This is a genomic window from Streptosporangium becharense, assembly GCF_014204985.1.
GTDB classification, from domain to species: Bacteria; Actinomycetota; Actinomycetes; order Streptosporangiales; family Streptosporangiaceae; genus Streptosporangium; species Streptosporangium becharense.
In genome coordinates this window covers 4524254-4547351 of record NZ_JACHMP010000001.1, presented here as the reverse complement: position 1 = coordinate 4547351, position 23098 = coordinate 4524254, and the positions used below count along the sequence as shown (strand labels likewise).

The 23098-nt window shown below is 68.4% G+C and carries 23 protein-coding genes, 2 tRNA genes and 1 pseudogene; 10 read left to right on the top strand and 16 right to left on the bottom strand.

Features of this window, described 5'->3' with window-relative positions:
* Positions 1-552: 552 nt before the first annotated feature.
* Complete coding sequence (locus tag F4562_RS20120) at positions 553-1017, top strand: hypothetical protein (RefSeq protein ID WP_184548753.1); 465 nt, start codon at positions 553-555, stop codon at positions 1015-1017.
* A 66-nt stretch (positions 1018-1083) separates the two neighbouring features.
* Here F4562_RS20120 and F4562_RS20115 read toward each other — a convergent pair whose 3' ends face one another.
* Genes F4562_RS20115 through F4562_RS20105 form a run of 3 tightly spaced genes read right to left on the bottom strand, consistent with a single transcriptional unit; the run spans position 1084 to position 2535 of the window.
* Positions 1084-1482 carry a hypothetical protein gene (locus F4562_RS20115; protein ID WP_184548751.1) on the bottom strand — a complete coding sequence of 133 codons (399 nt, stop codon included), beginning with the start codon at positions 1480-1482 and terminating at the stop codon, positions 1084-1086.
* 30 nt (positions 1483-1512) lie between these two features.
* Entirely contained in the window at positions 1513-1830 is a 318-nt protein-coding gene (locus tag F4562_RS20110; protein WP_184548749.1) for a PIN-like domain-containing protein, read from the bottom strand.
* Between the two features lie 12 nt (positions 1831-1842).
* Positions 1843-2535, bottom strand: coding sequence for a DUF433 domain-containing protein (locus F4562_RS20105; protein ID WP_184548747.1), 693 nt, complete (start codon positions 2533-2535; stop codon positions 1843-1845).
* A 500-nt stretch (positions 2536-3035) separates the two neighbouring features.
* Between F4562_RS20105 and F4562_RS20100 the strand changes: the two genes are divergently transcribed.
* Entirely contained in the window at positions 3036-4001 is a 966-nt protein-coding gene (locus F4562_RS20100) for a DUF6461 domain-containing protein (RefSeq protein ID WP_184548745.1), read from the top strand.
* 55 nt (positions 4002-4056) lie between these two features.
* Here F4562_RS20100 and F4562_RS20095 read toward each other — a convergent pair.
* The 7 genes from F4562_RS20095 to galU form a co-directional block, all read right to left on the bottom strand.
* Positions 4057-4133: transfer RNA gene (locus F4562_RS20095), tRNA-Ala, on the bottom strand.
* 56 nt (positions 4134-4189) lie between these two features.
* Positions 4190-4885 carry a divisome protein SepX/GlpR gene (gene sepX, locus F4562_RS20090; RefSeq protein ID WP_184548743.1) on the bottom strand — a complete coding sequence of 232 codons (696 nt, stop codon included), beginning with the start codon at positions 4883-4885 and terminating at the stop codon, positions 4190-4192.
* A 124-nt stretch (positions 4886-5009) separates the two neighbouring features.
* Positions 5010-5654, bottom strand: coding sequence for a GNAT family N-acetyltransferase (locus F4562_RS20085; RefSeq protein WP_184548741.1), 645 nt, complete (start codon positions 5652-5654; stop codon positions 5010-5012).
* 55 nt (positions 5655-5709) lie between these two features.
* Positions 5710-6183, bottom strand: a complete 474-nt coding sequence (locus tag F4562_RS20080; RefSeq protein ID WP_184548739.1) for a MogA/MoaB family molybdenum cofactor biosynthesis protein — start codon at positions 6181-6183, stop codon at positions 5710-5712.
* A 219-nt stretch (positions 6184-6402) separates the two neighbouring features.
* On the bottom strand, positions 6403-6855 hold the full coding sequence (gene moaC / locus F4562_RS20075) for a cyclic pyranopterin monophosphate synthase MoaC (protein WP_184548790.1): 453 nt from the start codon (positions 6853-6855) through the stop codon (positions 6403-6405).
* Between the two features lie 197 nt (positions 6856-7052).
* A complete protein-coding gene (glp, locus tag F4562_RS20070; protein ID WP_184548788.1) occupies positions 7053-8240 on the bottom strand; it encodes a molybdotransferase-like divisome protein Glp in 1188 nt (395 codons plus the stop codon).
* A gap of 5 nt (positions 8241-8245) precedes the next feature.
* Positions 8246-9145, bottom strand: coding sequence for a UTP--glucose-1-phosphate uridylyltransferase GalU (galU, locus tag F4562_RS20065; RefSeq protein ID WP_184548737.1), 900 nt, complete (start codon positions 9143-9145; stop codon positions 8246-8248).
* A 25-nt stretch (positions 9146-9170) separates the two neighbouring features.
* Here galU and F4562_RS20060 point away from each other — a divergent pair, with 25 nt between their 5' ends.
* From F4562_RS20060 to F4562_RS36810, 3 genes and pseudogenes are all read left to right on the top strand, one after another.
* Positions 9171-9755 (top strand): 5-formyltetrahydrofolate cyclo-ligase, encoded by a 585-nt coding sequence (locus F4562_RS20060; protein ID WP_184548735.1) that lies wholly within the window; start codon positions 9171-9173, stop codon positions 9753-9755.
* Between the two features lie 301 nt (positions 9756-10056).
* Positions 10057-11562 (top strand): potassium/proton antiporter, encoded by a 1506-nt coding sequence (locus F4562_RS20055; protein WP_184548733.1) that lies wholly within the window; start codon positions 10057-10059, stop codon positions 11560-11562.
* A 360-nt stretch (positions 11563-11922) separates the two neighbouring features.
* A pseudogene (locus F4562_RS36810) lies at positions 11923-12015 on the top strand (FmdB family zinc ribbon protein); the annotation flags it as partial.
* Positions 12016-12077: 62 nt separating this feature from the next.
* Here F4562_RS36810 and F4562_RS36805 read toward each other — a convergent pair.
* Both F4562_RS36805 and F4562_RS20045 read right to left on the bottom strand, forming a co-directional pair.
* Positions 12078-12254, bottom strand: coding sequence for a hypothetical protein (locus F4562_RS36805; RefSeq protein WP_311734304.1), 177 nt, complete (start codon positions 12252-12254; stop codon positions 12078-12080).
* Positions 12255-12276: 22 nt separating this feature from the next.
* Positions 12277-13056 (bottom strand): MFS transporter, encoded by a 780-nt coding sequence (locus tag F4562_RS20045; RefSeq protein WP_246473489.1) that lies wholly within the window; start codon positions 13054-13056, stop codon positions 12277-12279.
* Between the two features lie 422 nt (positions 13057-13478).
* Here F4562_RS20045 and F4562_RS20040 point away from each other — a divergent pair, with 422 nt between their 5' ends.
* Positions 13479-14288: an S-methyl-5'-thioadenosine phosphorylase gene (locus tag F4562_RS20040; RefSeq protein WP_184548729.1), complete on the top strand. Its 810-nt coding sequence runs from the start codon at positions 13479-13481 to the stop codon at positions 14286-14288.
* A 518-nt stretch (positions 14289-14806) separates the two neighbouring features.
* The gene (gene cpaB, locus F4562_RS20035) at positions 14807-15412 is read left to right on the top strand and encodes a Flp pilus assembly protein CpaB (protein WP_184548727.1); all 606 of its coding nucleotides are present in this window, start codon (positions 14807-14809) and stop codon (positions 15410-15412) included.
* A gap of 345 nt (positions 15413-15757) precedes the next feature.
* On the opposite strand, the gene F4562_RS20030 is transcribed toward cpaB, so the two are convergent.
* Complete coding sequence (locus F4562_RS20030; RefSeq protein ID WP_184548725.1) at positions 15758-16792, bottom strand: D-alanyl-D-alanine carboxypeptidase family protein; 1035 nt, start codon at positions 16790-16792, stop codon at positions 15758-15760.
* Between the two features lie 1770 nt (positions 16793-18562).
* Here F4562_RS20030 and F4562_RS20025 point away from each other — a divergent pair.
* The 3 genes from F4562_RS20025 (at position 18563) to F4562_RS20015 (ending at position 20065) form a co-directional block, all read left to right on the top strand.
* Positions 18563-18635 (top strand) — tRNA-Arg (locus F4562_RS20025).
* Positions 18636-18885: 250 nt separating this feature from the next.
* The gene (locus F4562_RS20020; RefSeq protein ID WP_184548723.1) at positions 18886-19560 is read left to right on the top strand and encodes an HAD family hydrolase; all 675 of its coding nucleotides are present in this window, start codon (positions 18886-18888) and stop codon (positions 19558-19560) included.
* A gap of 28 nt (positions 19561-19588) precedes the next feature.
* Positions 19589-20065 (top strand): NUDIX hydrolase, encoded by a 477-nt coding sequence (locus tag F4562_RS20015; protein WP_184548721.1) that lies wholly within the window; start codon positions 19589-19591, stop codon positions 20063-20065.
* A gap of 86 nt (positions 20066-20151) precedes the next feature.
* Here the strand turns inward: F4562_RS20015 and F4562_RS20010 are convergent, their stop codons facing one another.
* The 3 genes from F4562_RS20010 to F4562_RS20000 form a co-directional block, all read right to left on the bottom strand.
* The gene (locus F4562_RS20010) at positions 20152-20697 is read right to left on the bottom strand and encodes a hypothetical protein (RefSeq protein ID WP_184548719.1); all 546 of its coding nucleotides are present in this window, start codon (positions 20695-20697) and stop codon (positions 20152-20154) included.
* A gap of 59 nt (positions 20698-20756) precedes the next feature.
* The gene (locus tag F4562_RS20005) at positions 20757-21710 is read right to left on the bottom strand and encodes a hypothetical protein (protein ID WP_184548717.1); all 954 of its coding nucleotides are present in this window, start codon (positions 21708-21710) and stop codon (positions 20757-20759) included.
* A 361-nt stretch (positions 21711-22071) separates the two neighbouring features.
* Positions 22072-23046 (bottom strand): tyrosine-type recombinase/integrase, encoded by a 975-nt coding sequence (locus F4562_RS20000; protein WP_311734301.1) that lies wholly within the window; start codon positions 23044-23046, stop codon positions 22072-22074.
* Positions 23047-23098 lie beyond the last annotated feature (52 nt).

Below are 23098 nucleotides of genomic sequence, written 5' to 3'. Positions count from 1 at the left end.
CCGACCACCTCGACCACCGGCAGGAGTGCATGAGCAACCGAATAACGGCTGACGAGCGGGCGTGGGCCCGTCTCGACCTGAACGCGGCGCCGGCCCTGAGCACTACGCCGCCACCCTCGATGGTGGCGTCGTCATCGAGCTCTACCCCGCGACCAGCCACCGCCCTGCCACCGGGAGTCTGCGGCTCGGTCTCACCGCTCCTGTCAACGCTGTCACGCCGCCGCTGGCGCCTGGCCGGCATATCCTCGTCGACCCTGACGGCCGTAACGTAGACCTGTGCGTCACCCAGGAGGTCGCAGACCAGAGGTGAAGCCATCGCGGAACTGACCACGCTCACCGTGGTCGACGAGGAACACGCCGACACCTGCTGACCGGCATGCGTGTCCCGAAGGGCCCACAATCCTGCCCCTGGCCGTCGAGCCGGGCCGGGGCAGGCCATCCCCTCGCCAGGCAAAACGGGAGATATGCGTCCGGATGAGGACATCTCGCCAACCCGTCCCCATCGGCAGCCGTCCCATCAGCGTCCTACACCTACGCCCTTTGGGAGGGCTCGTGTTCAGACGCTTCCTCGTGTCCGCCGCTCTGCTCGGTTGCGCGCTCATCGCCCCGGCCGCCGTCGCCCTGCCCGCTTCGGCGGCCACCGGGTCGTGGACCGTGAGCAAGACGCACTACACGATCTACTTCGACGGCGGCTACGCCACCATGCTCTTCAACAAGCCGGTGACCTCGCTGCCGAACAACGGGCAGATCACGAGCACGACCGTACAGGTCGCCCCCTACACCAACGGCAGGACGACCGAGACGATCACGATCTGCTACCAGAAGCTGTACACCGCCACCGACTACCTGTGCACGACTCCGGTCTCCATCACCGGTAACACGACGTTTTCGGTGTCGGCTTTCAACGGCTTGGACCCGAAAGGCACCGTCACCGTCAGGCACACGCTGTCCGGAGGCACCTATCCGGCAACCGGCGTCGGAGTCCAGGACACCGTCACGGTGAACTACCAGTACTGATCCCAGACACGACGGACGATGCCCCGCCTGCCCTCCACCGGGGAGGACGAGCGGGGCGTCAGCGTCTCACGCGATGGCGCCGCGACCGTGCACGTCGACCGGCGGCGGCAACACCCTCACTCGCTCCCGAAGATCCCGCACCGCCACGGCGTCCACGTCCCCCAGCGCCGTCACCAAGCCCCGCAACCGGTCCCGTGACGTTGAGCGCAACCGTTCCGCGGGGATCCGCTCCAGCACATCCAGTGCCCGCGCCGCGGCATCCCCCGGCTGGCCCAGCGTCTCAGCCTGGGCAAGGGCAAGCGTTGCCGCTGCCCACCCCGGGGTGTGCGGCACGCAGGCCGCAACGGACGCCTCGGCGCGTGTGACAGCCCGGTCCGTGCGACCGAGCGCCAGCCACGCCTCCGCCGCGTGCAGGCCCAACTCCGAGACGTCGAAGCCGAACCGGCCCGGCTCCTCCTCGGTCACGGCAAGAGTCTCCATCGAAACCGGAGCGGTTTAGATGTCGGCCATGTCCCTTCCGACCACACTGGCGTTGGCAATCGCAAATATGCGAGCACCACTCATAAAGATGACCCGTGCCTCAACGGGGTTCCGGGTGATCGCCAGGTCTTTGCACAACAAGATGTCACCGCGGATGGTCGCCTCCTCGATCCACTGGACGTCTTCGATCCGCTGGGAGTCGTCCTTGCCGTAACGCTCGTCCATCGTTTCCAGAAGCCAACCAGCCTCGCGCAGAGCATTGGGAACGATCTTCGAGCCCAGTCCTCGGTCAAGGAAGAAAGTAAGTCCGGACTCCCGCGCCTCGCCCGCCACCGGCCCTCTTCCCTACGCCGCCTGCGAGAGGAGCGCCTCAACTTCGTTCAGTTGGAGGTCGTAGTCGTCAGCGATATCACGCCAGTCCTCACCGGCTCTCGCCCGGCTGAGCACGTCGGCCACACGTATCCCGCGACGAGCAACGGTCGGCTGACCACCGTTGATCCACGGATCGACGGTCACCTCCACACGCTCATATCCCGGCAGATGGATCATCCTCATCCATCCATCCTGATAAGTGACTCGCTGGAGGTAGTCCCGGACGACCGGACGAAAGACCTGTTGACCACTACGCACGACGACCAGTCCATCGATCGCCTCCCGCTCAGCGGGATCGTCCGTGTACTCCTTGAAGTCCCACAGCACCTCAGCACCATCGGTCATCAGCCGCTCACTGGCCAGCGCCTGGCCGAGCCCGATGTGCTCCTCCAGCCAGCGGACGGCAGGCCGGATCCGCTGCATGGGAACCTTCGCACTGCGGAACGCGGCAAGCATGTAAGCCTCAGCGAAGCCGACGAAGGGAACGGTCGGACCGTGCGAACCCGCCGTGGTCACCAAGGGCTCAGCCGCGACGATCACCCCGTCCATCCGCTTGTACGCATACCCCACGGCCCAGTTACGGAAGGACTGACGAGGTACACCGATCAGATCGGCGGCCTGACCCTTGGTATACAGGGGGGTGACATAGCGGAAGTCGCCGATCAAGCCTTCTGCGCTGCCTGTATGTGTCCCCATCGTTGTCACCTCCCTCCGGGACAGCCTAGAGAAAACGGCCTTCAGCCGCACATGATCTCTACCTCTCGCCCCATTCGATCATGTACCTAGAGGAGTTCCTCCGCCAGTGCCACACACCGGTCATCGAAAAAGGCCACCTCTGCGAACCAGAGACAGCCTTCCACCTGAGTGGAGATGAGGGGATTCGAACCCTGGTCCCTTCGATGCGAACCCCGGTGGGGCGTGCCGGGCCTGATCACCGAATGTCATCCGGTGCGGTCGGGTGCCGTGACGGTGATGCCTGATGATCTCGAATTCGCTCCCGTGCCGACGGGTTCGCTGACTCCGCTCAGCCGCCCGACGTCCGGTATGACCATGACAGCCGGAGAACGCCGTCCCCTCGTGGACCGACTGGGGCCACGGCCCGAATCTGTCGGCCTCGTACGCCATGATCGGCGCACGTGTATCCCGTACATCCCCCGAGGAGTGTCATGGCCGTCGACAACGGAGCCGGATGGTCCGTCGGCTGGAACGACTGGACAAACCTCGGCCTGATCCGCGCCCGGCTCGACGCGAGGGCGGATCCCGACTCGGGCGGATACTTCTACGGACCGCCATTGCACACCTCGGCCGAGTGCGGCTCGCCCGAGGTGGTCGCGGAGCTGGCCCGGCGCGTCGCCGACGTCGACGCGGAACACGAGGGCCGTGCCGCCCTCTGGCAAGCAATCTTCGCCAACCGCCCCGGCAACGCCCGCGCCCTCGTCGCCGCCGGAGCGGACCCGTGGCGGCCGATGATGAACGGCTGGTCCCCCGGACGGCTCAGCCTGGCCACCCCCGCCCCCGACTTGTTCTCCCTCCCGGACGGCAAGACCGGCCTGTCCGCCACCGAGACCGCCGCCGTGGCGGAGGCCAGGCGCCTGATCACCGCACTGGGGCGCCTCGACTGCGACGGCTTCAGCCTCGCCTGCGTGGCCGGCATCACCGCGGCCGAGGCGGTACGGCGCCTGGAGGCCGTACCGGCCGATGACGCCGACGTCGAAGAGCTCATGGAGGATCCCTGGGAAGATGAGGACGACAGCCTGGCCGTCATCGGCGTCACGGACATGCCCGGCGGATGCGTCGTCTTCCAGCCGTGGGCATACAACGCATCCACCCCCGGCGTCATGAAGCGCCTGTCGACCGGCACCGTCTGCCACGGGATGTATGCCAACCCCAAGAGCGGCAATCAGGGAGCCGTCGCCCGCAACGGCGTCATCGAGGAATGGGACACGCACCCCGGCGGCGGCAGCGTCTCCGCCGGCGAGCCCGCCGAGGAGATCCTCGCCACTTACCTCTACCACTACCAAGCCGTGGCCTACTGCTTCGCCGGTGCGACCCTGCGGCCGACCGACGCCCGATCGATCACCGACCGGCCTGACATGTGGCTCAGGTTGCCCGAGCGGGACTGGTGGACCTGACCGGTGACATAGCAAAAAGGCCCGGCTCCATGTTCTGGAACCGGGCCTTTCGAGCTGGTGGAGATGAGGGGATTCGAACCCCTGACCCCTTCGATGCGAACGAAGTGCGCTACCGGACTGCGCTACATCCCCAAGACGTGGACTACATTAGCAAACTTCCGGGAGCACTCGCGCCACTCGGCGCACCGTCAGTCGCCGACGGCGCGGGGCGGGCTTTCGGCGTACTGGTCGAAGAGTTCGTCGCGGTGGGCGGCCAGGTCGATGACCTCCGCCTCCTGGCGTCGCGCCTCCAGCAGGGCGGCGCGGCGGCGTGCGCGCCTGGCGCGTTCCGCGCGGGCCTTGGCGGCGGCCCTGCGCTGCTCGGCGTCCACCCGTACCGTGACCCGCAGGATGCACAGATACACCCCCAGGAGAACCACGGAGGGCGTCACGCCCCACCAGGGGATCACCTGGACGGCGGCCGTCACCACGGAGGCGAGCAGCAGCAACACGCACCAGAACGTCAGGCGCCTGCGCTTGGCCACCTGCCTCGCCCGGCGACGGCGGCGTTCGATCCGGCGGCGTTGAGCCGCCGACCTCGCCGCCTCGGCGCGCGCGGACGGGGACGGCGCCTCCGTGCCGTCCCCGGCCCCCGGTGCCGAGGTGCCCGCCGGGCCCGAACCCGGAGACGGCGAGGCGTCGGCGGGGGATCCGGCACCGCTCAGCGGGTCGGGCAGGATCTGGGTCGACTCGTCGTCGGGCGACTGCTCGTCGTTGGCATACGGTTCGGTGTTCTCGTGGACCTCGACGAAGACGTTCCGGTCGCGGCGCAGCCACATGGGTACGAGAACGCACAACCACATGACCACGATGGCCAGGTAGAGGAGAACGCTGCCGCTGCTCACAACGGCCTCCGGGCAGCATGAAGACGCACGTGGTCTCCCGGCGTCCTCGATCTGCTCACGTCACGCACCGTAAGACCGCGTGTCACTATTTGACGAGTATTCGATGCGGTGTGTCGCCAGATCTTCAAACCTCTTCGTGGGGAGTTCCGCCATGGGCGGCCGCCTCACGAGCACGTCGCCACCGCGCGAGCAGGCCCCGGGGGGCGTCCTCGACCGTGAGCGCGTAACAGATGTGGTCACGCCAGGCTCCGTCGATGTGCAGATGCCTGCGCCTGATCCCTTCCTCCCTGAAGCCGAGCTTCTCGACCACCCGCCGGCTCGCGTGGTTCTCCGGCCGGATGTTCGCCTCGACCCGGTGCAGCCCGGTGGTGAAGAAGCAGTGGTCGACCGCCATCGCCACCGCGGTGGGGATGATGCCCCGGCCGGCCAGGGCGCCGTCCACCCAGTAACCGATCTGGGCGGACCTGGCGGAGCCCCAGACGATGGCTCCCACGGTGAGCTGCCCGGCGAAGGCCCCCTCGTAGGTGACGACCCACGGCAGTGCGAGGCCCTGCCTGGCCTCCCTGCGGAGCGTGCCGGCCATCGAGATGTAGGGACCGAGGCCGGTCTTGAACAGCGGGGTCTCCGGGTTGCTGGGCTCCCAGGGGCGGAGCCAGTTGGCGTTGCGCAGCCGCGAGTCTCGCCAGACGCGCACGTCGCGCAGCCGCAGCGGCCGAAGTCCTACCGGGCCTTCCGCGAGGGTCACCGGCCAGCCACGAAGTCGATCCACGACCCCATCATCTCCCGAAGAAGGCTCGGTGTGCCACGGAAGCCGTCGCCCCAGGTCAGCGGGGGTGGTCTCCGCCCCGGATCTGGTCGACGGCGTGCCCGAGGACCGGCGCCAGGACCGCCATGCCGTCACGGACCCCGCCGGAGGACCCGGGCAGGTTGACGATCAGCGTACCGCCCGCCTGACCGGCGATCCCCCGCGACAGGATCGAGGTGGGCACCTTGTCGCGGTTCACGTGACGGATGGCCTCGGCGATGCCGGGAACCTCCCTGTCGATCACCCGCCGGGTCATCTCGGGGGTGAGGTCGGCCGGGGTGAGCCCTGTGCCGCCGGTGGTGACGATCACGTCGTACCCCTCGGTCACCCCGGACCGCAACGCCGCCTCGACCGGCTCCCCGTCGGGGACCACCCGCGGGCCGTCCACGTCACACCCGGCCGCCGCGAGGAGCTCCGCCAGAAGCCTGCCCGACCTGTCGTCGTATATCCCCGCCGCGGCCCGGGTGGACGCGGTGATCACCAGAGCTCTCATGCGGCCATCCTGCCAGCTCCAACCACCGGCCCCGCCGAGCCACCCGGCCGACCACACGCCGATTCACCCGGCGGTCGGCCGCACGCCGATCCCCCCCGCCCGCCCGACCACACGTCGAGCCACCCGGCGGGCCGCACCGAGCCACCCGCCCGGTTCCGCCGATCCCCCGGCGGCCGGCCGTACGCCGATCAGCTCCGGGACGTCCGGTCCCGGGAGCCGCTACGGGCGGGTCCAGATCCCCGTCTTGCCGCCGGTCTTCTCCTCCACCCGGACGTCGGTGATCACAGCTGCCGGGTCGACCGCCTTGACCATGTCGATCAACGCGAGCGCGGCGACCGAGACCGAGGTCAGCGCCTCCATCTCGACCCCGGTCCGGTCGGCGGTCTTGACGCGGGCGGTGATCTCCACGCCGTCGTCGAACACGTCCAGCTCCACCTTGACCCCGTGCAGCGCGATCGGGTGGCAGAGGGGGATCAGGTCAGGGGTCCGTTTGGCACCCATGATCCCGGCGATCCGCGCGGTGCCGATCGCGTCGCCCTTGGGGACCTCCCCCGACCGCAGCAGCGCCACGGCCTCCCTGGACAGCAGCACCTTGCCGGTGGCGGTCGCCGTACGGAGCGAGACACCCTTCTCCGAGACGTCGACCATGCGGGCCGCGCCCGTCTCGTCGATATGGGTGAACCCCGGCGCACCGACGGGCGAGGTGCCGTGCGTGCCACCGGACGAGGTGTCGTACGCGCCGCCGGACACGACATCGTGCGGACCACCAGGCGAGGTGCCGGATGCGGCGGCCCCCGGCGTGGTGCCGTGCGTGCCACCGGACGCGGTGCCGTGCGGGGTCGTGCCCGCGCCGGTCTCGGGTGTCTTGCTCACAGCGGGATGACCTCCACGTTCGCACCCTCGGGAAGTTCGGTGACGTCCTCCGGGACCACGATCAGAGCGTTGGCCGAGGCGAGGGCGGCCAGCTGGTGGGAGCCCTGCCTGCGGACCGGCTCGACGGTGCCGTCGGGGGCCAGCACGCCGCGCAGGAAGGAGCGCTTGCCCTGGGGGGAGCGCAGCGGGGCCGCGGTGACGGCGCGCACCGTCGGCGTGGGCCCCGCGGGCAGCCCGCGCATCTTCCGCAGCGCCGGCCGGACGAAGAGCATGAACGACACGAACGACGACACCGGGTTGCCCGGCAGCGCGAAGAGCGGAATGTGGTCCTCGCCCACCACGCCGAAGCCCTGCGGCATGCCCGGCTGCATCGCGACGCGGTCGAAACGAACCGTGCCGAGCGGGCCGAGCGCCTCCTTGACCGGCTCGTAGGCGCCCATCGAGACACCGCCGCTGGTGATCACGAGGTCCGCCCGGACGAGCTGCGCGTCGAGCTGGTCGAGGAAGCCTGCCGCGTCGTCGGACACGATCCCCGCCCGGTAGCCCTCTCCCCCGGCCTCGCGGACGGCGGCGAGCAGCGCGTAGCTGTTGGACTCCCAGATCTGGCCGGGCCCCAGGGGCATGCCCGGCTCCACCAGCTCGGCACCGGTGGATATGATCACGACCCGCGGCCGGGGACGTACGAGCACGCGGCGGCGGCCGACCCCGGCGAGCACCCCGAGCTGCGCGGGCCCGATCGGGGTTCCCGCGGGCAGCACGACGTCACCGGCGCGCACGTCCTCCCCGGCCCTGCGGATGGCGTGGCCCGGCGCCGCCGAGCGTCCGACGACGACCTGCGCGGTGCCCGCGTCGGTCCACTCGACCGGGATGACCGCGTCGGCCCCGGCGGGCAGCGGGGCCCCGGTCATGATCCGCATGACCATGCCGGGCCCGATGGCCTGGAGCCGGTCGTCTCCGGCCGGGACGTCGTCGATCACCGGCAGGGTCACCGGGACGGCGGCGACGTCCTCGGCCCGTACGGCGTAGCCGTCCATGGCGGAGTTGTCGAACGGCGGCAGGGCGACCGGGGAGGTGACCTCCTCGGCCAGTGTCGTGCCCAGCGCCTGCTCCAGCTCGACCTCCAGCGGGGCGAGCGTCCGGACGGTGTTCAGAATGCCGGCGAGGTGGTCGTCCACCGATCTCAGGGAGTTCATCGCGCGGCCAGGAACTCCTTGAGCCACGGCAGGAACTCCGGTGCCAGGTCGGGGCGGTCGGCGGCGAACTGCACCACCGTGCGCAGGTAGTCGAGCTTGTTGCCGGTGTCGTACCGGCGTCCACGGAACAGCACGCCGTGCACCGGGCCGCCCTGGTCGTTGCCGCGTCCGGCGAGGGTGCGCAGGGCGTCGGTGAGCTGGATCTCGTTGCCCCGGCCCGGCGGGGTGTTCTCCAGGACCTCGAACACGGCCGGGTCGATCACGTAACGACCGATGATCGCCCAGTTGGACGGCGCCTCGTCCGCCGGGGGCTTCTCCACCAGGTCGGTCACCCGGACCACGTCGTCCTCGGAGGTGGGCTCGATGGCGGCGCACCCGTACAGGGACGCCTGTTCCTTGGGGACCTCCATCAGCGCGATGACGCTGCCGCCGTACGTGCCGCGCACCTCGATCATGCGCTTGAGCAGCTCGTCTCGGTAGTCGATGAGGTCGTCGCCGAGCAGGCAGGCGAACGGGTGATCCCCCACGTGCTGCTTGGCGCAGAGCACGGCGTGGCCCAGCCCGCGCGGCTCACCCTGGCGTACGTAGTGCAGGGTCGCCAGGTCGGCCGGCTCGCGCACCTGGGAGAGGCGCTCGTCGTCACCCTTGGCCTCAAGTGCGTCCTCAAGCTCGATCGCCCGGTCGAAGTGGTCCTCGATGGAGCGCTTGTTCTTTCCGGTGACCATGAGAACGTCGAGCAGTCCGGCGGAGACCGCCTCTTCGACGACATACTGGATCGCGGGCTTGTCGACGATGGGCAGCATCTCTTTCGGCGTCGCCTTGGTCGCCGGAAGAAAACGGGTGCCCAAACCCGCGGCGGGAACAACAGCTTTCGTCACAGCTTCGAAGTCGGCCATGACCGAAACCATAGTGGAGGGATCCGTGGACAAGCTGAAGCTGCGTGCCTCGATACAGGCGGCACGTGCCGCGATCCCCGACGGAGCAAGGCACGCCGCCTCCACGCAGATCAGGGAATCCCTGCTCGACCAGCCATGGGTGCAGATGGCGGGCCTGGTCGCGTGCTACTGGTCGACCGGCGCCGAACCGGCGACCCACGGTCTCGTCCTCGCCCTGTGGAAGCACGGCGCCACCGTGATCCTCCCGGTGCTCCGCGACGACAACGATCTCGACTGGGCGGTGTACGACGGGCCGGACACCCTCGCCCCCGGCCGCTTCGGGATCATGGAGCCGATCGACACCCGGCGCGGCGTCGACGCCGTCCGGACCGCGGCGCTGGTGATCGTGCCCGCCCTCGCGGTCGACCGGTCCACCGGCGTACGGCTCGGACGCGGCGGCGGCTCCTACGACCGGGCACTGGCGCGGGTCGGCCCGAACGTGCCGACGGTGGCGCTGCTCCACGAGGGCGAACTGCTGGACGGCGTCCCCGCCGAGCCGCACGACCTGCCGGTCCGCTACGCGGCGACGCCCGAGGGCATCTTCAGGACGGGTACCGCCGGACCGGCCTGACAGCCGCCGGTCCGGCAACCGCCGCGGTACCTGATCGGCCCGACAGCCGCCGGGCGGGCCTGACGGTCGTCGTCGTACCTGACCGGCCTGGCAATCGCCACCCCGGCGACCGGCGCCCCGGCAACCGTCGTCCCGGCCGGCGGCGTACGGCGCCGCCGCCCGGATATACGGCGCCGCCGCCCGGTGGGGGACACGCCTTGCCCGGCGGGCGCCGCCGGATGCGACGGCTCACACGTCCGGCCGTGCATGACGACCTTTCCGAATGCGACACAATGGTCCCCGGAGTGGGAGAGGGGGCCAGATGGGATTGAACGTCTGGCTGCTTCTCGGTGCCGGAATCGTCATCGCCGCCGTCGTCGCGGTGCGCGTCGCCCACTGGAGCGGGCTGCCCAGCCTGTTGATCTTCCTGGGTTTCGGGCTGCTCCTGGGGGAGTCCGGGTTCGGGCTGCAGTTCGAGGACCCCGAGATCGCCCAGCGGATGGGCCTGATCGCGTTGGCGATCATCCTCGCCGAAGGCGGTCTGACCACGGCCTGGGGAAACGTCAGGAAGGCGATCCCCACCGCGCTGGTGCTCGCCACCATCGGTGTCGGGGTGAGCATCGTGGCCGTCGCGGTCCCGGTGCACATGCTGCTCGGCATGGACTGGCGGAGCGCGCTGCTGCTGGGAGCGATCCTCGCCTCCACCGACGCCGCCGCCGTCTTCTCCGTCCTGAGACGGCTGCCCCTGCCCTCGCGCCTGGCGGGGGTCCTGGAGGCCGAGTCCGGTTTCAACGACGCACCCACGGTCATCGCCGTGGCGCTGCTGAGCTCCAGCGCCTCGCCCGACCTGGGCGACGCACTGTTCCGGGTGGTCTTCGAACTGGTGGTCGGCGCGGGCGTGGGCCTGGCGGTCGGCCCGCTCGGCGTCTACGCGCTGCGCCGCATCGCGCTGCCCGTCTCCGGCCTGTACCCGATCGCGGTGCTCGCGCTCGCGTTCGTCGCGTACGCGGGGGCGATGCTGCTGCACGCCAGCGGATTCCTGGCGGTCTACCTGGCGGCCCTGGTCATGGGCAACTCGCGCATGCCGCACCGCGCGGCCTCCCGCGGGTTCGCCGAGGGCGTCGCCTGGCTGGCCCAGATCGGGCTGTTCGTCATGCTCGGCCTGCTCGCCAGCCCGTCGGAGATCCCGGCGGCGACGATCCCCGGGCTGCTCGCCGGGCTGATCCTGGTCGTCGTGGCCCGCCCGCTGTCGATCGTGGTCTCCTCACTGCTGGTGCGGCTGACCGGGATCGACCGGCTCGGCTGGCGGGAGCAGGCGTTCCTGTCGTGGGCCGGCCTGCGCGGCGCGGTGCCCATCGTGCTCGCCACCATCCCCTGGGCCGCCACCTCGGTCGACGACGCCACGGCCAAGTTCATGTTCAACGAGGTCTTCGTCATCGTCGTCGTCTACACCTTGGTGCAGGGGCCGACACTGCCGTTCGTGGCCAGGGTCCTGGGGCTCACCACCCCCGGGGAGGCCCGCGACCTGGAGGTGGAGTCGGCCCCGTTGGAGGAGCTCAACGCCGACCTGCTCCAGGTGAAGGTGCCCCCGACGTCGAAGCTGCACGGTGTGGAGATCTTCGAGCTGCGGCTGCCGGCGGACGCCCAGGTGACGCTGATCGTCCGGGAGGGACGCTCGTTCGTGCCGTCGGACTCGACGAGGATCAGGGTCGACGACCAGCTCCTCGTCGTCACCACCGCCGCCTGCCGGGAGACGGTCGAGCGGCGGATGCGCGCGATCAGCCGCAGGGGCAAACTCGCCGGCTGGTTCGGCGAGCGCGGTTCCTGAGCTCCTGACCCGGGATCCCCGGCCTCGGGTCTCCGGCTTCGCGTTCCCGGCCTCGGGCCCCGGCTTCGCGTTCCCGGCCTCGGACCCGGTGGACCGGGCCGTAGCGGACCGGAAGGCTCGGACAGCACGGGAAGCCCGACCGGACAGCCCGACCGGAGGGCCCGGAGCAGCACGGGGAATCCGCCCACAGGATGCCCGGACGACACGGAAACGCCTGCTCGGAGGGTATCGGGACGGATCAGGCGGGTCCGCGTTCCGGAATGCGAGCACTCCGACTCGCGTTTAAGCTTGTCGGCTGCGTACCATTAGCAGTCGCGCCATTAGAGTGCCAATCGGCGCGGACCATACGAGGAGGAGCGCGTGCCCACCTACCAGTACGCCTGCAACGCCTGTGGCAACCAGTTCGAAATCGTCCAGAAGTTCTCCGACGACGCGCTCACCGAGTGCCCGAGCTGCGCGGGTGCCCTGCGCAAGGTGTTCTCCGCGGTCGGCATCGTCTTCAAGGGCTCCGGTTTCTACCGGACCGACAGCCGGTCGTCGTCGTCCAGCACGGTGAGCTCCACCACGAGCAACGGATCGTCGAGCTCCTCCAACGGCTCGTCCGACTCCTCCGGCTCGTCGAGCTCCACGTCGTCCGACTCCACACCGGCGAAGGCCGCGAGCACCGCCGCCGCGGCCTCCTGAGCCGCCACGCCCCCCGAGCCGCCCGGCGGGTCAGCCGCCCGGCGGGCGGTCGGCCGCCGGGCCGAGCATCTGGCGGGGCAGCCTGTCCAGCAGCTCATGGAGCTCTGGACGCCGGTCGGGGCCCAGTCGTCGACCAGCAGCGCGAGCCCGTCGCGCGCCTCGGCGACCAGCCGGTCCGCCGCCTGCTCCCCCTCCGGGGTGAGGCACAGGGTCCCCCTCCGGGGTGAGGCACAGGGTTCGGCCGTCCTCCGAGCGTCGCGGCAGCCCGCGTTCGGCGAGCGCGTCCGCGTACGGCCGGCCCTCGGCGACCGTCACGCCCGCCCGCTCGGCGAGCGCGGCCCCGGTCCGCAGCCCGCGTGCGCCGAGCCGGGCGACGAGCCAGACGGAGCCCGGCGGCAGGCCGACCGTCCGCGCCACCCGTTCCAGGTCGCCGATGAGGCGTGAGGTGAAGGTCGACCCGGCCACGGTGACCCGGAACGAGCCCCCGACGGACCGGAAGAAGGTCACCCCTGAGGTGGCCACGCCCAGGTCGGCGAAGTCCACGGCGTTCTGCGCCGCAATCACCAGCACCTGCGTCACCGGCCCGATGCCGACGCCCAGCATGATCAGGTAGACGCCCAGCTCCACCGTGGAGACGTCCGGGCGGACGCACGACAGCAGGTACAACCCGAGCGTGGCGACCGCGCCGCTCACGACGGGGAACGCCTCGCACCTCCCGGTGCGCGCGATGACCAGTGCGCTCGCGATCGAGGTCGTCAGCATGCCCGCCATCATCGGCAGCAGGTGGAACCCCGACGGGGTGGGTGACACCCCTGGACGACCGACCTACAGGAAGATGACGATCGCGACCTGCAAGAGCCCTTTCCGGCCGTACCGGTCGCCCGGTTCGCCCCACAGTGGGGTCAGGGTCGTCGAGGCCGGCATGTAGGCGGTCACCCCCAGGAGAGCCGCTCCAGCCCGCCCAGGTCACCGGCGATCGTCGGCGGTGCCGTGGAGACGATCGTCTGGTCCAGTGCGCCGAGCGGCATGGAGAGCATGAGCGCGCCGATGACGAGGTGCAGACTTCCCGCCCGCCGCCGAACCCTCGGGACTGCCCGACAGCCATCGCGACCCCGATCTCCACACCCCCATACCTTACTTAAAGTGGTCGAACCATCACTTTAGGGATGCGGTTATCCACAGGCCACGCCTCGGTCTCCTCCGGGGCCGTCCGTGGCGCTAGTGTCGGCGCCATGGTCACTCGCGCGGACATCGGAGTCATCGGCGGATCGGGGCTCTACTCCCTGCTCGACGACGCCACGGAGGTCGAGGTCACCACGCCCTACGGCCCGCCCAGCGACGTCATCACCGTCGGCCGCATCGGGTCGCGTCCGGTCGCCTTCGTGCCCAGGCACGGTCGCGACCATCGCTTCCCGCCCCACCGCATCCCCTACCGGGCCAACCTGTGGGCGCTGCGCTCCCTCGGGGTCCGCCAGGTCCTGGCGCCGAGCGCGGTCGGGTCCCTGCGTCCGGAGATCGGCCCCGGCGCCCTGGTCGTCCCCGACCAGATCATCGACCGCACCTCCGGCCGCACCCAGACCTTCTACGACTCCGACGGCGTCGTGCACGTCTCCTTCGCCGACCCCTACTGCCCCATCGGACGCGCAACCGCCGTCGCAACCGCCCGCTCCGGCGGCTGGCCCCTGGTCGACGGCGGCACCCTGGTGGTGATCGAAGGCCCGCGCTTCTCCAGCCGCGCCGAGTCCCGCTGGTTCAGCGCCAACGGGTGGACGATCGTCGGCATGACCGGCTTCCCGGAATCCGTCCTCGCCCGGGAGTTGGCCATGTGCTACACCTCGCTCTCCCTGGTCACCGACCACGACGCGGGGGTCGAGGCCGGCGAGGGCGTCACCCACGAGGAGGTCCTCGCCTTCTTCGCGACCAACGTCACCCGCATGCGCTCACTCGTCGCCGACGTCGTCACCGCCCTCCCCGACGAACGCACCTGCCCCTGCCCGGGAACTCTGGACGGTCTCAAGATCCCCTTCGATCTGCCCGAGTAGGCGACCGGCTGCCTGAGTAGGGGGCCGACTGCCCGGGTAGGCGTCCGGCCGGAGAACCCGTCCGGGCCGGGCCCGGCCTTCGTGGCCTCCAGATCGGCCCCCGCCCTCCCGGACCGGTTCCCTCAGGTTCGATCCCGGCCCCTGCTCTCCGGCCCTTCCCCGGAGCTGGGGCCGCCTTCACGGTTCTCGCCCCAGGGCCGCCCCCGTGCCCCGGGGCTCGGTCCTCAGGCCGGGGCCGCCCCGTGTGCCTCGATCTGTGACGCAGTCCTCGGGCCGGGACCGACCTCGTGGGCCTCGATCCGGGACGCGGTCCTCAGGCCGGAGCCGACCTCGTGGGCCTCGACCAGTGACGCCGCCCTCGCCCTGGGACGCGGTCTCGACCCGGGACGCGACCCCGTGGTCTTCGGCTTGAGGCCGTCCTGCGGTTCCCGGGCCGACGGCCCCTTCTCCGCCCCGCCGTCCGGCGAGGTTCCGTCACGGGCACTGCGCCGCCCGGCCTCCACCTTCTGGAGTCAGCCATGCGTGCCCTACGCCGCCTTCTCAGCCGCCGTCACCGCCTCATCGCCGCCGCCTTCGCCGCCCTGGCGGCCGGGTGTGCCCTGCTGGCGCTGAGCCCCGACACCGCATCGGTGACCGTCCTGGCCGCCGCACGAGACCTCCCCGGCGGTGTGCTCGACGCCGCCGACCTGGCACCCGTCGACCTGCGGCCCGGCACGGTCCCCGACGGTGCCCTGAAGCCCGGAGCGCAGGTTACCGGGAGGATCCTCGTCGGCCCGATGCGTCGCGGCGAACCCCTGACGGACGTCCGCCTACTGGGCCCGAGCCTGCTGGCCGCCCACAACCCGGGAACGGTGGCCGCACCGGTGCGCGTCGCCGACCCCGAGACCGCACGCCTGATCTCACCGGGCGACATCGTGGACGTACTCGCCGCCCCGACCACGTGGGACGGTTCCGTCCCTGCCCGGATCGTGGCCCAGGACGTCACCGTCCTGGCGACGCCGGAGGGCGAATCCGAACGGGGTGCGCTCGTCGTACTGGCCATGACCTCGGCTCAGGCGACGGAGCTGGCATCGGCCCAGGCCGGCGGACGGCTCTCCATCACGATCGGACCCCGGAGACGATAGCCGATCAGATCAACCGACACCCAGGCAGCGAGACGTTCAGGCATCCAGACGTTCAGGCGTCCAGGCATCCAGACGTCCAGGCGTCCGGATGCGGGTGCCCGAGTGCGGTGCCCGGGTGCCCGCCGGTCACCGCGTCCGGTCCCCCGGTGCGTCCCGGCGGCAGCGTCCCGGTGTTCGGTACATCCTGGTGGGGCGGCATATCCCGGTGGGGCGGCTCGATGTCCCGGTGTCCCTCGGCGCCGGCGTCTCGTCGTCCTGCTATCAGGTGTGCCTTGGTATCGGCGCCTCGGTCTCTCGACACCCCGGTGCGACCTCGCCCCGCCGTCCCAGGGTGCCCCGGCATCTCTACAGCAGTGACCCGAGCTTGGGGTCGTACTCCCAGTGCCACGGCTCGAAGGGGCTGACATATGCCCACTTGGGGTGGAACCAGCCGTACTTCTTGCTGTTGGCCTCCAGCCAGTTGAACTCCGGCGACCGGAAGCGCTCCACGCCTCCACAGAGGTCGACCGCGAGGCCCCAGCCGTGGTTGCTGCGGCCCGGGACGGCGGCGAAGCCGGGACGGCGGTAGTAGACCGACTGCTGCTCGGCCAGGTTCCGGTAGCTGTCGGTCACGCACATAGCCTTGCCGAAGCGCCGCTTGTACGCCTCGTTGAGGCTGATGAACGCGAGCGCGGCGTCGCCCCTGAGCTCGTTGCCCGGCTGCTGGAGCGGGCAGAGGTACGCCTGGGGGATGAGCCCGTTGGGGAACTCGTTCGACGACGACGCCCTGGTCGGGTCACAGCCGCCCGCCGGGTTCCCCTTCTTGTCGATTTTGACGCCCAGCTTCACCAGCGCCTGCGTCAGCGACTTGACGATCTTCTGCGAACGTTCCCGGAGCGTGTCGATCTCGGCCGACATCTGTGCCTCGGCCAGGAGGTTGGCCGCCCGCAGCTCCTGCGCCTCACCTGCCAGTCGCTCACGCTCCCGCTGCAGGCGCGTGGCCTCGTCGAGAACCTGCTGCCGCTCGGAGACGAGCTGGGTGATACCGGACATGGCTCGCAGGGTGTCCTCGCTGGAGTCACCGGAGAGGAAGGCGGCCACATCGGTACCCAGGGGCTGCTGGTAGAGCTGCCCGACCAGGTCGGCCAGCGGCTGCCGTAGCTGGGCGAAGGCCCGTTCCGCCGTCTGCAACTCGCGGAGCTTGGCGGACAGTTCCCGCTCCGAGGTCCTGATCTGGGCTCTGCGCTGCTCCAGCGCCTTCGTCGCCTCCTCCAGTTCTTTGGCCGCCTTCTCCGCCTCACGCCGCAGCTCGGTGAGATTCACCGGATCGGCGGCGACGACGCTCCGTTCCTTTACCGCAACCCGCTGTGCCGCAGCGGGGACCGGCAACAGGGAAGTCATCGTCACGACGACGGCGATCAGACCCGCTGATCGACGAGGTGGCACTTCGACCCTCCGTTTGCGAACTCGTGACCTGGGTCAGGGACGCACGCTACTACAGCCAGCTGAGTGTCCGGGCCAGAGTCCCCATAGCCGTTATGTACCGAACACCCCTTTTGGGGCTGGACAACTCAGGCTTCTTGCCGCGCGTGCTCCGTGCAGACCTCCCAGAGCCACGTCTCCCGCCACTCCCCCGGACACCCCCGCCTGGGCAGCTGCGGCACAGGCCGGGGCACCCGCCACGGCCCGGGCACCGGAGCGGTCACCGACGGCCGCGGCACCGTCTCGCGCACCCGGGAAGAGCCGCCCCGACTACGCTCCCCGTCCGTCGCCGTTCGATCCCCGGTTCCCTCCCGGCGCCCCGCACCTGCCTCCCGCGACCCCGTGTCCGCCTCCCGGGGCGTCGCACCCACTTCCCGGGGTTCCGCACCCGCCTCCCCGTCCGGCGCCCGCCCCGAAGTCGCACCGTCCGCCGAACGCCCCGCGTCCGACTCCCTCACCGCGGGCATCCACCCCTCGTAGACCCGGTCGGGCCGAAATGGCGGCGGCACCCGCCTCGGTTCGAAAGACCTCACCCAGGCGGGCCCGACCACCACCGGTACCACCGCCACGGGCATCCCCGCCCCCGGCGCTCCGCCCGACCCGGGAGTGAATCCGTTCGCCTCCGAACCGGAACCGCCCACCCCTGCCGTGAATCCGCCCGACCCCGAACCGGAGCCGCGACCGGAGGCGGACCCGGAGCCGGACCTGGAACCGGAGTTGGAGGCGGAACCGGAGCCGAAACCGGACCCGGAGCTGGACCCGGAGCTGGACCCGGAACCGGAAGTGGAACCGGAACCGGAACCGCCCGAGCCTTTCCCGAAGCCGCCCGCCCCTGCTGCGAACCCACCGACCGGTGCGGACTGAGAGCGTGCTCCCGGCCCGCCGCCCGGCCATGCCCCCGGACGCACCCCTGTCCCACTGACGGACTCCGTCCCGAGCCGTGTCGCCCACGCTCCGAAGTTCGCCCCCGCTGCTCCAGGGGGTGTTCCCGGCGCACCGGCCGGCCCCGCGCCAGGACGCGTCCCCGGCTCGCCCGGATAGCCCGCATCACCCCACATCTGAAAGGAGCCTCGCCCCTCCGGCAGGACCGGATCTCCCGTCCCGCTCTCGCCCCGGTTCCCGGCACCGAGGCTCCCGTCGGCACCGAAGCCGCCCTCGCCCTGGGCCTCGAAGGCGCCTTCGGCAGCGGAGCCCTCCTCGGTCCGGGAACCACCTCCGGCGCCACCCATCCCGCCGTCCCCTGAGCCGGCTCCCGAGCCCCGCCACGCCACCGGCCCGTTTCCGGAACCCACACCACCTGGGCCCTCAGCGCCCCCGTGAGCCGCGGTCCCCTCGGAAACCCGGCCGCTTCCGCGGGTCCTCGCCTCCTCCGCGGCCCGGCGGGCAGCCGCCGTACGGACGTCAGCTCCATAACCCGTGAGCTCGGCCACCAGAAGCCCTCCGGCGAGAAGCGCAGGCGCCAGCATCGCCCCACACAGCACCACCGGCCGCAGGGCGCGCCGCCCCCGAACGCGCTTCCGTCGCCTTTTGATCACGAAACGTGACCGTAGCCGCGTCCCCCCTGAGCCCATCGGCCCACTTGCCGCCCTTTTACCGCAGGTCAGCGAACCGATAACCCGGCACCCACCCCAGTCCTCCGCCCGAGCGCGCATTCGCTCCACACTTTCGCTACCCTTACTAGGAGTCCCTGCCTCCGTAGCTCAGGGGATAGAGCACCGCTCTCCTAAAGCGGGTGTCGCATGTTCGAATCATGCCGGGGGCACTCTCTTGACCAGCGATCACGCCCTTGACCTGGGCATGTCTTTCCGATCGCCATCCAGCTCTGTGCAGTCGTGTGCCAGCGTAGGCAGCCGTATGTCAGCGGCTGTGGGATATGCGTGGGATGGATCTAGGGGCGTTTCCGCAGGTCACCTCTCCTCTGAGTGGGCCGCAGTCACCGATCCCACAGCACCGGCCGGCGGCCGGAGCACGAGCCTGCAGGGCGAAGTCGGCCCCGCCTAAGATCGGGCACCGTGCAGCGATTGGCGCTCTTCGACCTGGACAACACACTCATCGACCTGGACGCCGCCTTCCTACTGTGGGCTCATGAGTTCGCCGAAGAGCATCGACTCAGCCGGAAGGCCGTCGACTACCTGGTCAAGCTAGACTGCAACGGCCTGCCCCACCGTGAGCTGTTCTTCACCAAGGTGCGCGAGCGGTTCAAGCTGTCCGCTCCGGCAACGGAGCTGTGGATCGCCTATCGCCGACGGATGCCCCATCTCGTCGAGTGCCGTCCCGAGGTCATGGCCGCGCTGACCGAGCTACGCGCGTCCGGATGGCGGGTGGGGATCGTCACCAACGGTACGGCGGATAACCAGCTCGGCAAGCTCCAGCGGACAGGCCTGGCTGATGTCGTCAACGGCTACGCGCTCTCAGGCGTCGAGGGCATTCGCAAGCCCGACGTCGGCCTGTTCGAGATCGCCGCCAGGCGATGCGGGATGAGCCTTACTGATGGGGGTTGGATGGTGGGAGACCACCCCGTCGCAGATATCGACGGAGGACGGGCAGCCGGCCTGCGTACGGTCTGGCTCGACCGCGGGACGCGCGTCGGCCATGAATGCTCCCCGGACCATGTGGTCAGCGATGTCATCCAAGCGGCGGACATCTTGCGCGACATCAACGGACGACTTCCCAAGAAGCATCGGTAGCCGCGGACACACCAGTAGAGTCCTGACCATGGGCCGCCGGATCGACTTCTACGATGACCCCGCCGCGCTCAGACCCAACAGCCTGGTTCCCTCGGTGAACGTTGTGGTCACCAACGAGGCAGGCGACATCCTGATGATCCGCCGCAGTGACAATGACAACTGGGCCGTTCCCGGCGGTGCGATCGACCTCGGCGAGTCCCTGCCCGACGCGGCGGTCCGCGAGATGTTGGAGGAGACCGGGATCAAGTGTGAGGTCACCGGCCTCGTCGGGACGTATACCGACCCCAAGCACGTGATCCTCTACACCAGCGACGGCGAGGCCCGGCAGGAGTTCTCCATCGTGCTCACTGGCCGAGCCGTCGACGGTGAGCCGACGCCGAGCGACGAGTCCCGCGAGGTGCGTTGGATACCGCGGGACGAGGTGTTTTCCCTGTCGATGGACCGGTCAATGCGCCTGCGGATCGGTCACTTCCTCGAAGGCGCAAGTAATCCATATATAGGCTGAGGCCACCGGTTTGCGCCAGACCCAAGGGAACACCTTGGCAATCAGGTGGACGAACATCAAGTGTTGAAAAACCCTCAACAAATCCACTATTTGGCCATGACTTTATAGGCGGACCTAACTCGTTTAACAACCATCAAAAGCGTCAAAATTAGATGAGTGAATAGCGTAGAAAATAATCCTGCCATCCCTGAACTTAACCCATCCTCTAAGTCTTCAGGCTTCATGAAAGCCACTGGAAAAATAAGAAGGACTGTAATAAGAAGTCCCACTCCACATGAATACGACACATTTGCGCGGAGCTCATCAATCAGGATTGGCAACCTGTCTCCTGATCCATAGCGAGGGTCGTCAGCCACCTTTACCCCGACACTAAATACATGCACCAGTAACCCGAATAGAAACCCCGTAAGAACGGCGATGCCACTCAGGAGCACATCACTTACATACAGCTGCGCATCTTTAATCCAGAAGAATATCCCAACACCTACCGGCAAGACATAAAACAAGGCGATGTCTGGCCAGCTGGCATGAATCTTATTGTTGGGACCAAACTCATATAGGGTATTGAGGTGATCTCTAATAAGATCACGGATGCCGAGCCGCCCGAAGTAACGATGCATGCGGGAACTCACTGGGCAGACACCTCCAGCCGGCCGCTCATCGAGCAGCCAAGGCGGCTTCCTGATCTTGTCTACCCAAGAGTACTCCCTAGGTCCGACAAAATCTTATCGGCGTGATCCTGGAAATGCTCCCACAAGGCGTCATCGGCCAGATCCTTCTCAAGCTCGTATATGAACTGAGGCAACCGTTCTCTCTCTATGACAATTGTCCGCTTAGCACCATCGTTGCCTACCTGCATCTCGATCCGCTCATGGTCAAAGTGTTCCTCGTCGCGGGGCCTCAGCTCTGCAGGGCGAGGAAACTCCTGAATCACTACGCCGCTATGATCATCCTCCACCTCTTCATGCTTCTCCGCCATCTGCGACAGAATCGAGCGGAAGCTCTTCCCCACTCGTCGGGCGACACCGCCACTGACCGTCATGCGAAGATCTCCTGCACTGCGCCTTTCAGGTGCTAGATCCTCTAGTCTAGTAGAGCGATATACGTAAGAGATCTCATACGTCTGGGCAGAGTCAAGGAACTTCTTCCACGCCTTCGGATCGACAAATGGAAGGACATCGAAGCGAACGCTATGTCGATTGCCGATTACTTTCAGAACATGTCTCTCGATTATGTTCTTGAGGTGACGCGCACCCCTACGCTCACAGAAGAGCAATCCCATTCGCTCCCCCGCGGGGATGATCAGCATTGCTCTAAGATCAACCATTGTTGCATCGCGGTTGCCATAACGACGCCTATTGCCTGAATCGACATTGGTCAGATTCCCAGTGGCACCATACGGACCTGCCGATCCCCAGATCTTAAGCGTCCTTCCGGAACGATGAAAATCCTGGATATCGAACGCCTGCTCATAGCGATCATCGGCTTGAGGACTCGACTCGTCGGCGAGGGTTTTCAAGATCATACCTACACCATGGAGGGTGTCGACACCATTGCCGTTCAGGTCGTCTAGCGGACGAGGCTCATCCTTCCGCCTTAGAACGCGGGCCGTGACCTCATAGACGACATAACCTGCCTTAGCCATGCATCTCCTCCTGGACCGCTACTAACACACTCATCGCTTAGAGGTCTATATCATGCTTCCTGCATGTACGCACCTTGAATCCGTTGTGAGTGGTAGGAAATCTGTTCATAAGATGAGTATGAGAAAATTGTCCGGAATTATCGCTTTCTTACCCTAAGGCGCGGTTGGGGATGGTCGTGAGGTTGGCTTCTGACCCGCAGAACCAACAGATGCGAGATCGCTTCCATCCCCTAGATCCGACCGACACACAGTGGGGGTCGATCAATCTGCCTGCTGCCCGCCATACGCGGAAACAGGTTCCGAGAAAAACACCCCTGTCGTGATCTTGTTGTCGAGCCGACCCCTCATCGGATGGAAAGGTTTAATCATCCAGAGCGCTACTGATCTTCCCATTCATCCGTTCCTGCTGGCCCTCCATGCACTTGGCGTAGACCCGGTGGAGGACCTCCACGCTGTGCCCGGCGCGCTTGGCCACCTCGGTCGCCGGCACTCCTGCGTTAAGCCAGAGGGACAGGGCTGCATGTCGCAGGTCATAGGGGCGGGCGGCGAGCGGCGACCTCACCTGCTCCTCGGTGAGGACGAGCGATCGAGCTTTCTGCCAGACGTAGGAGTATGCCGAGCTGGAGTAGGAGCCACCGTTGGCTGTCCGGAACAGCCGGCCGTCGCTTTCGATGCCATAGGCGTCGATGTGCTCTCCAAGGATGACGACTAAAGCCGGCGGGATGGGGATCTCCCTGGTCTCCTTCTTCGCTCGGTGCTTGAGGCTGCGCGACTCGTGGGTCTCCCCCGAGTTGGTCCATCGCTTGTTCGCCTGCGGTCGCGCCCTCTCCAGGATGATCTGGCCCCATCCTGATTCGGGCAGAGTGCAGTTCTTCAGGCGAAGGTCCGCCGCCTCCTCCGGCCGCAGACCCGCGTAGTAGATGCAGGCGAACAGGGCCTTGAGCCGGACGCCCCGAGTACGGCCGACCTTGGGCACGGCGGCCAGGAGCTGCTTCGCCTGAGTCGGATTGATCACCGTACGGAGGTCGACGACGGTGACGGCCTTGGGCGGCTTCCACTTGATCTCGTGCAATGGGTTGGTCGCGAACACCTTCTGTTCCACCGCCAGCTCCAGGAGGTGATGAAGGATCGCCCGCTTCCGCCGTACGGTGTTGGCTGCGGCCTCCTTGCCATCGAAGGTGACCGAGATGGCGTCGAGTGCGATCCGGGCGACGCGTGCCTCCTGGAGATCCGCCAGCGGAAGGGACGCCTTCTCCAGCCAACGCAGCGCCACGGTCTGCGTGCGGGTCAGCGTCCCCCGCCGGTCCTCCGGGAGCAGCACGTGGTTGCGTAGCACCTGCCGCAGCTCGTCGTCCTCCGGTCGGTCCGGAATGTCGGCAACTGAACCG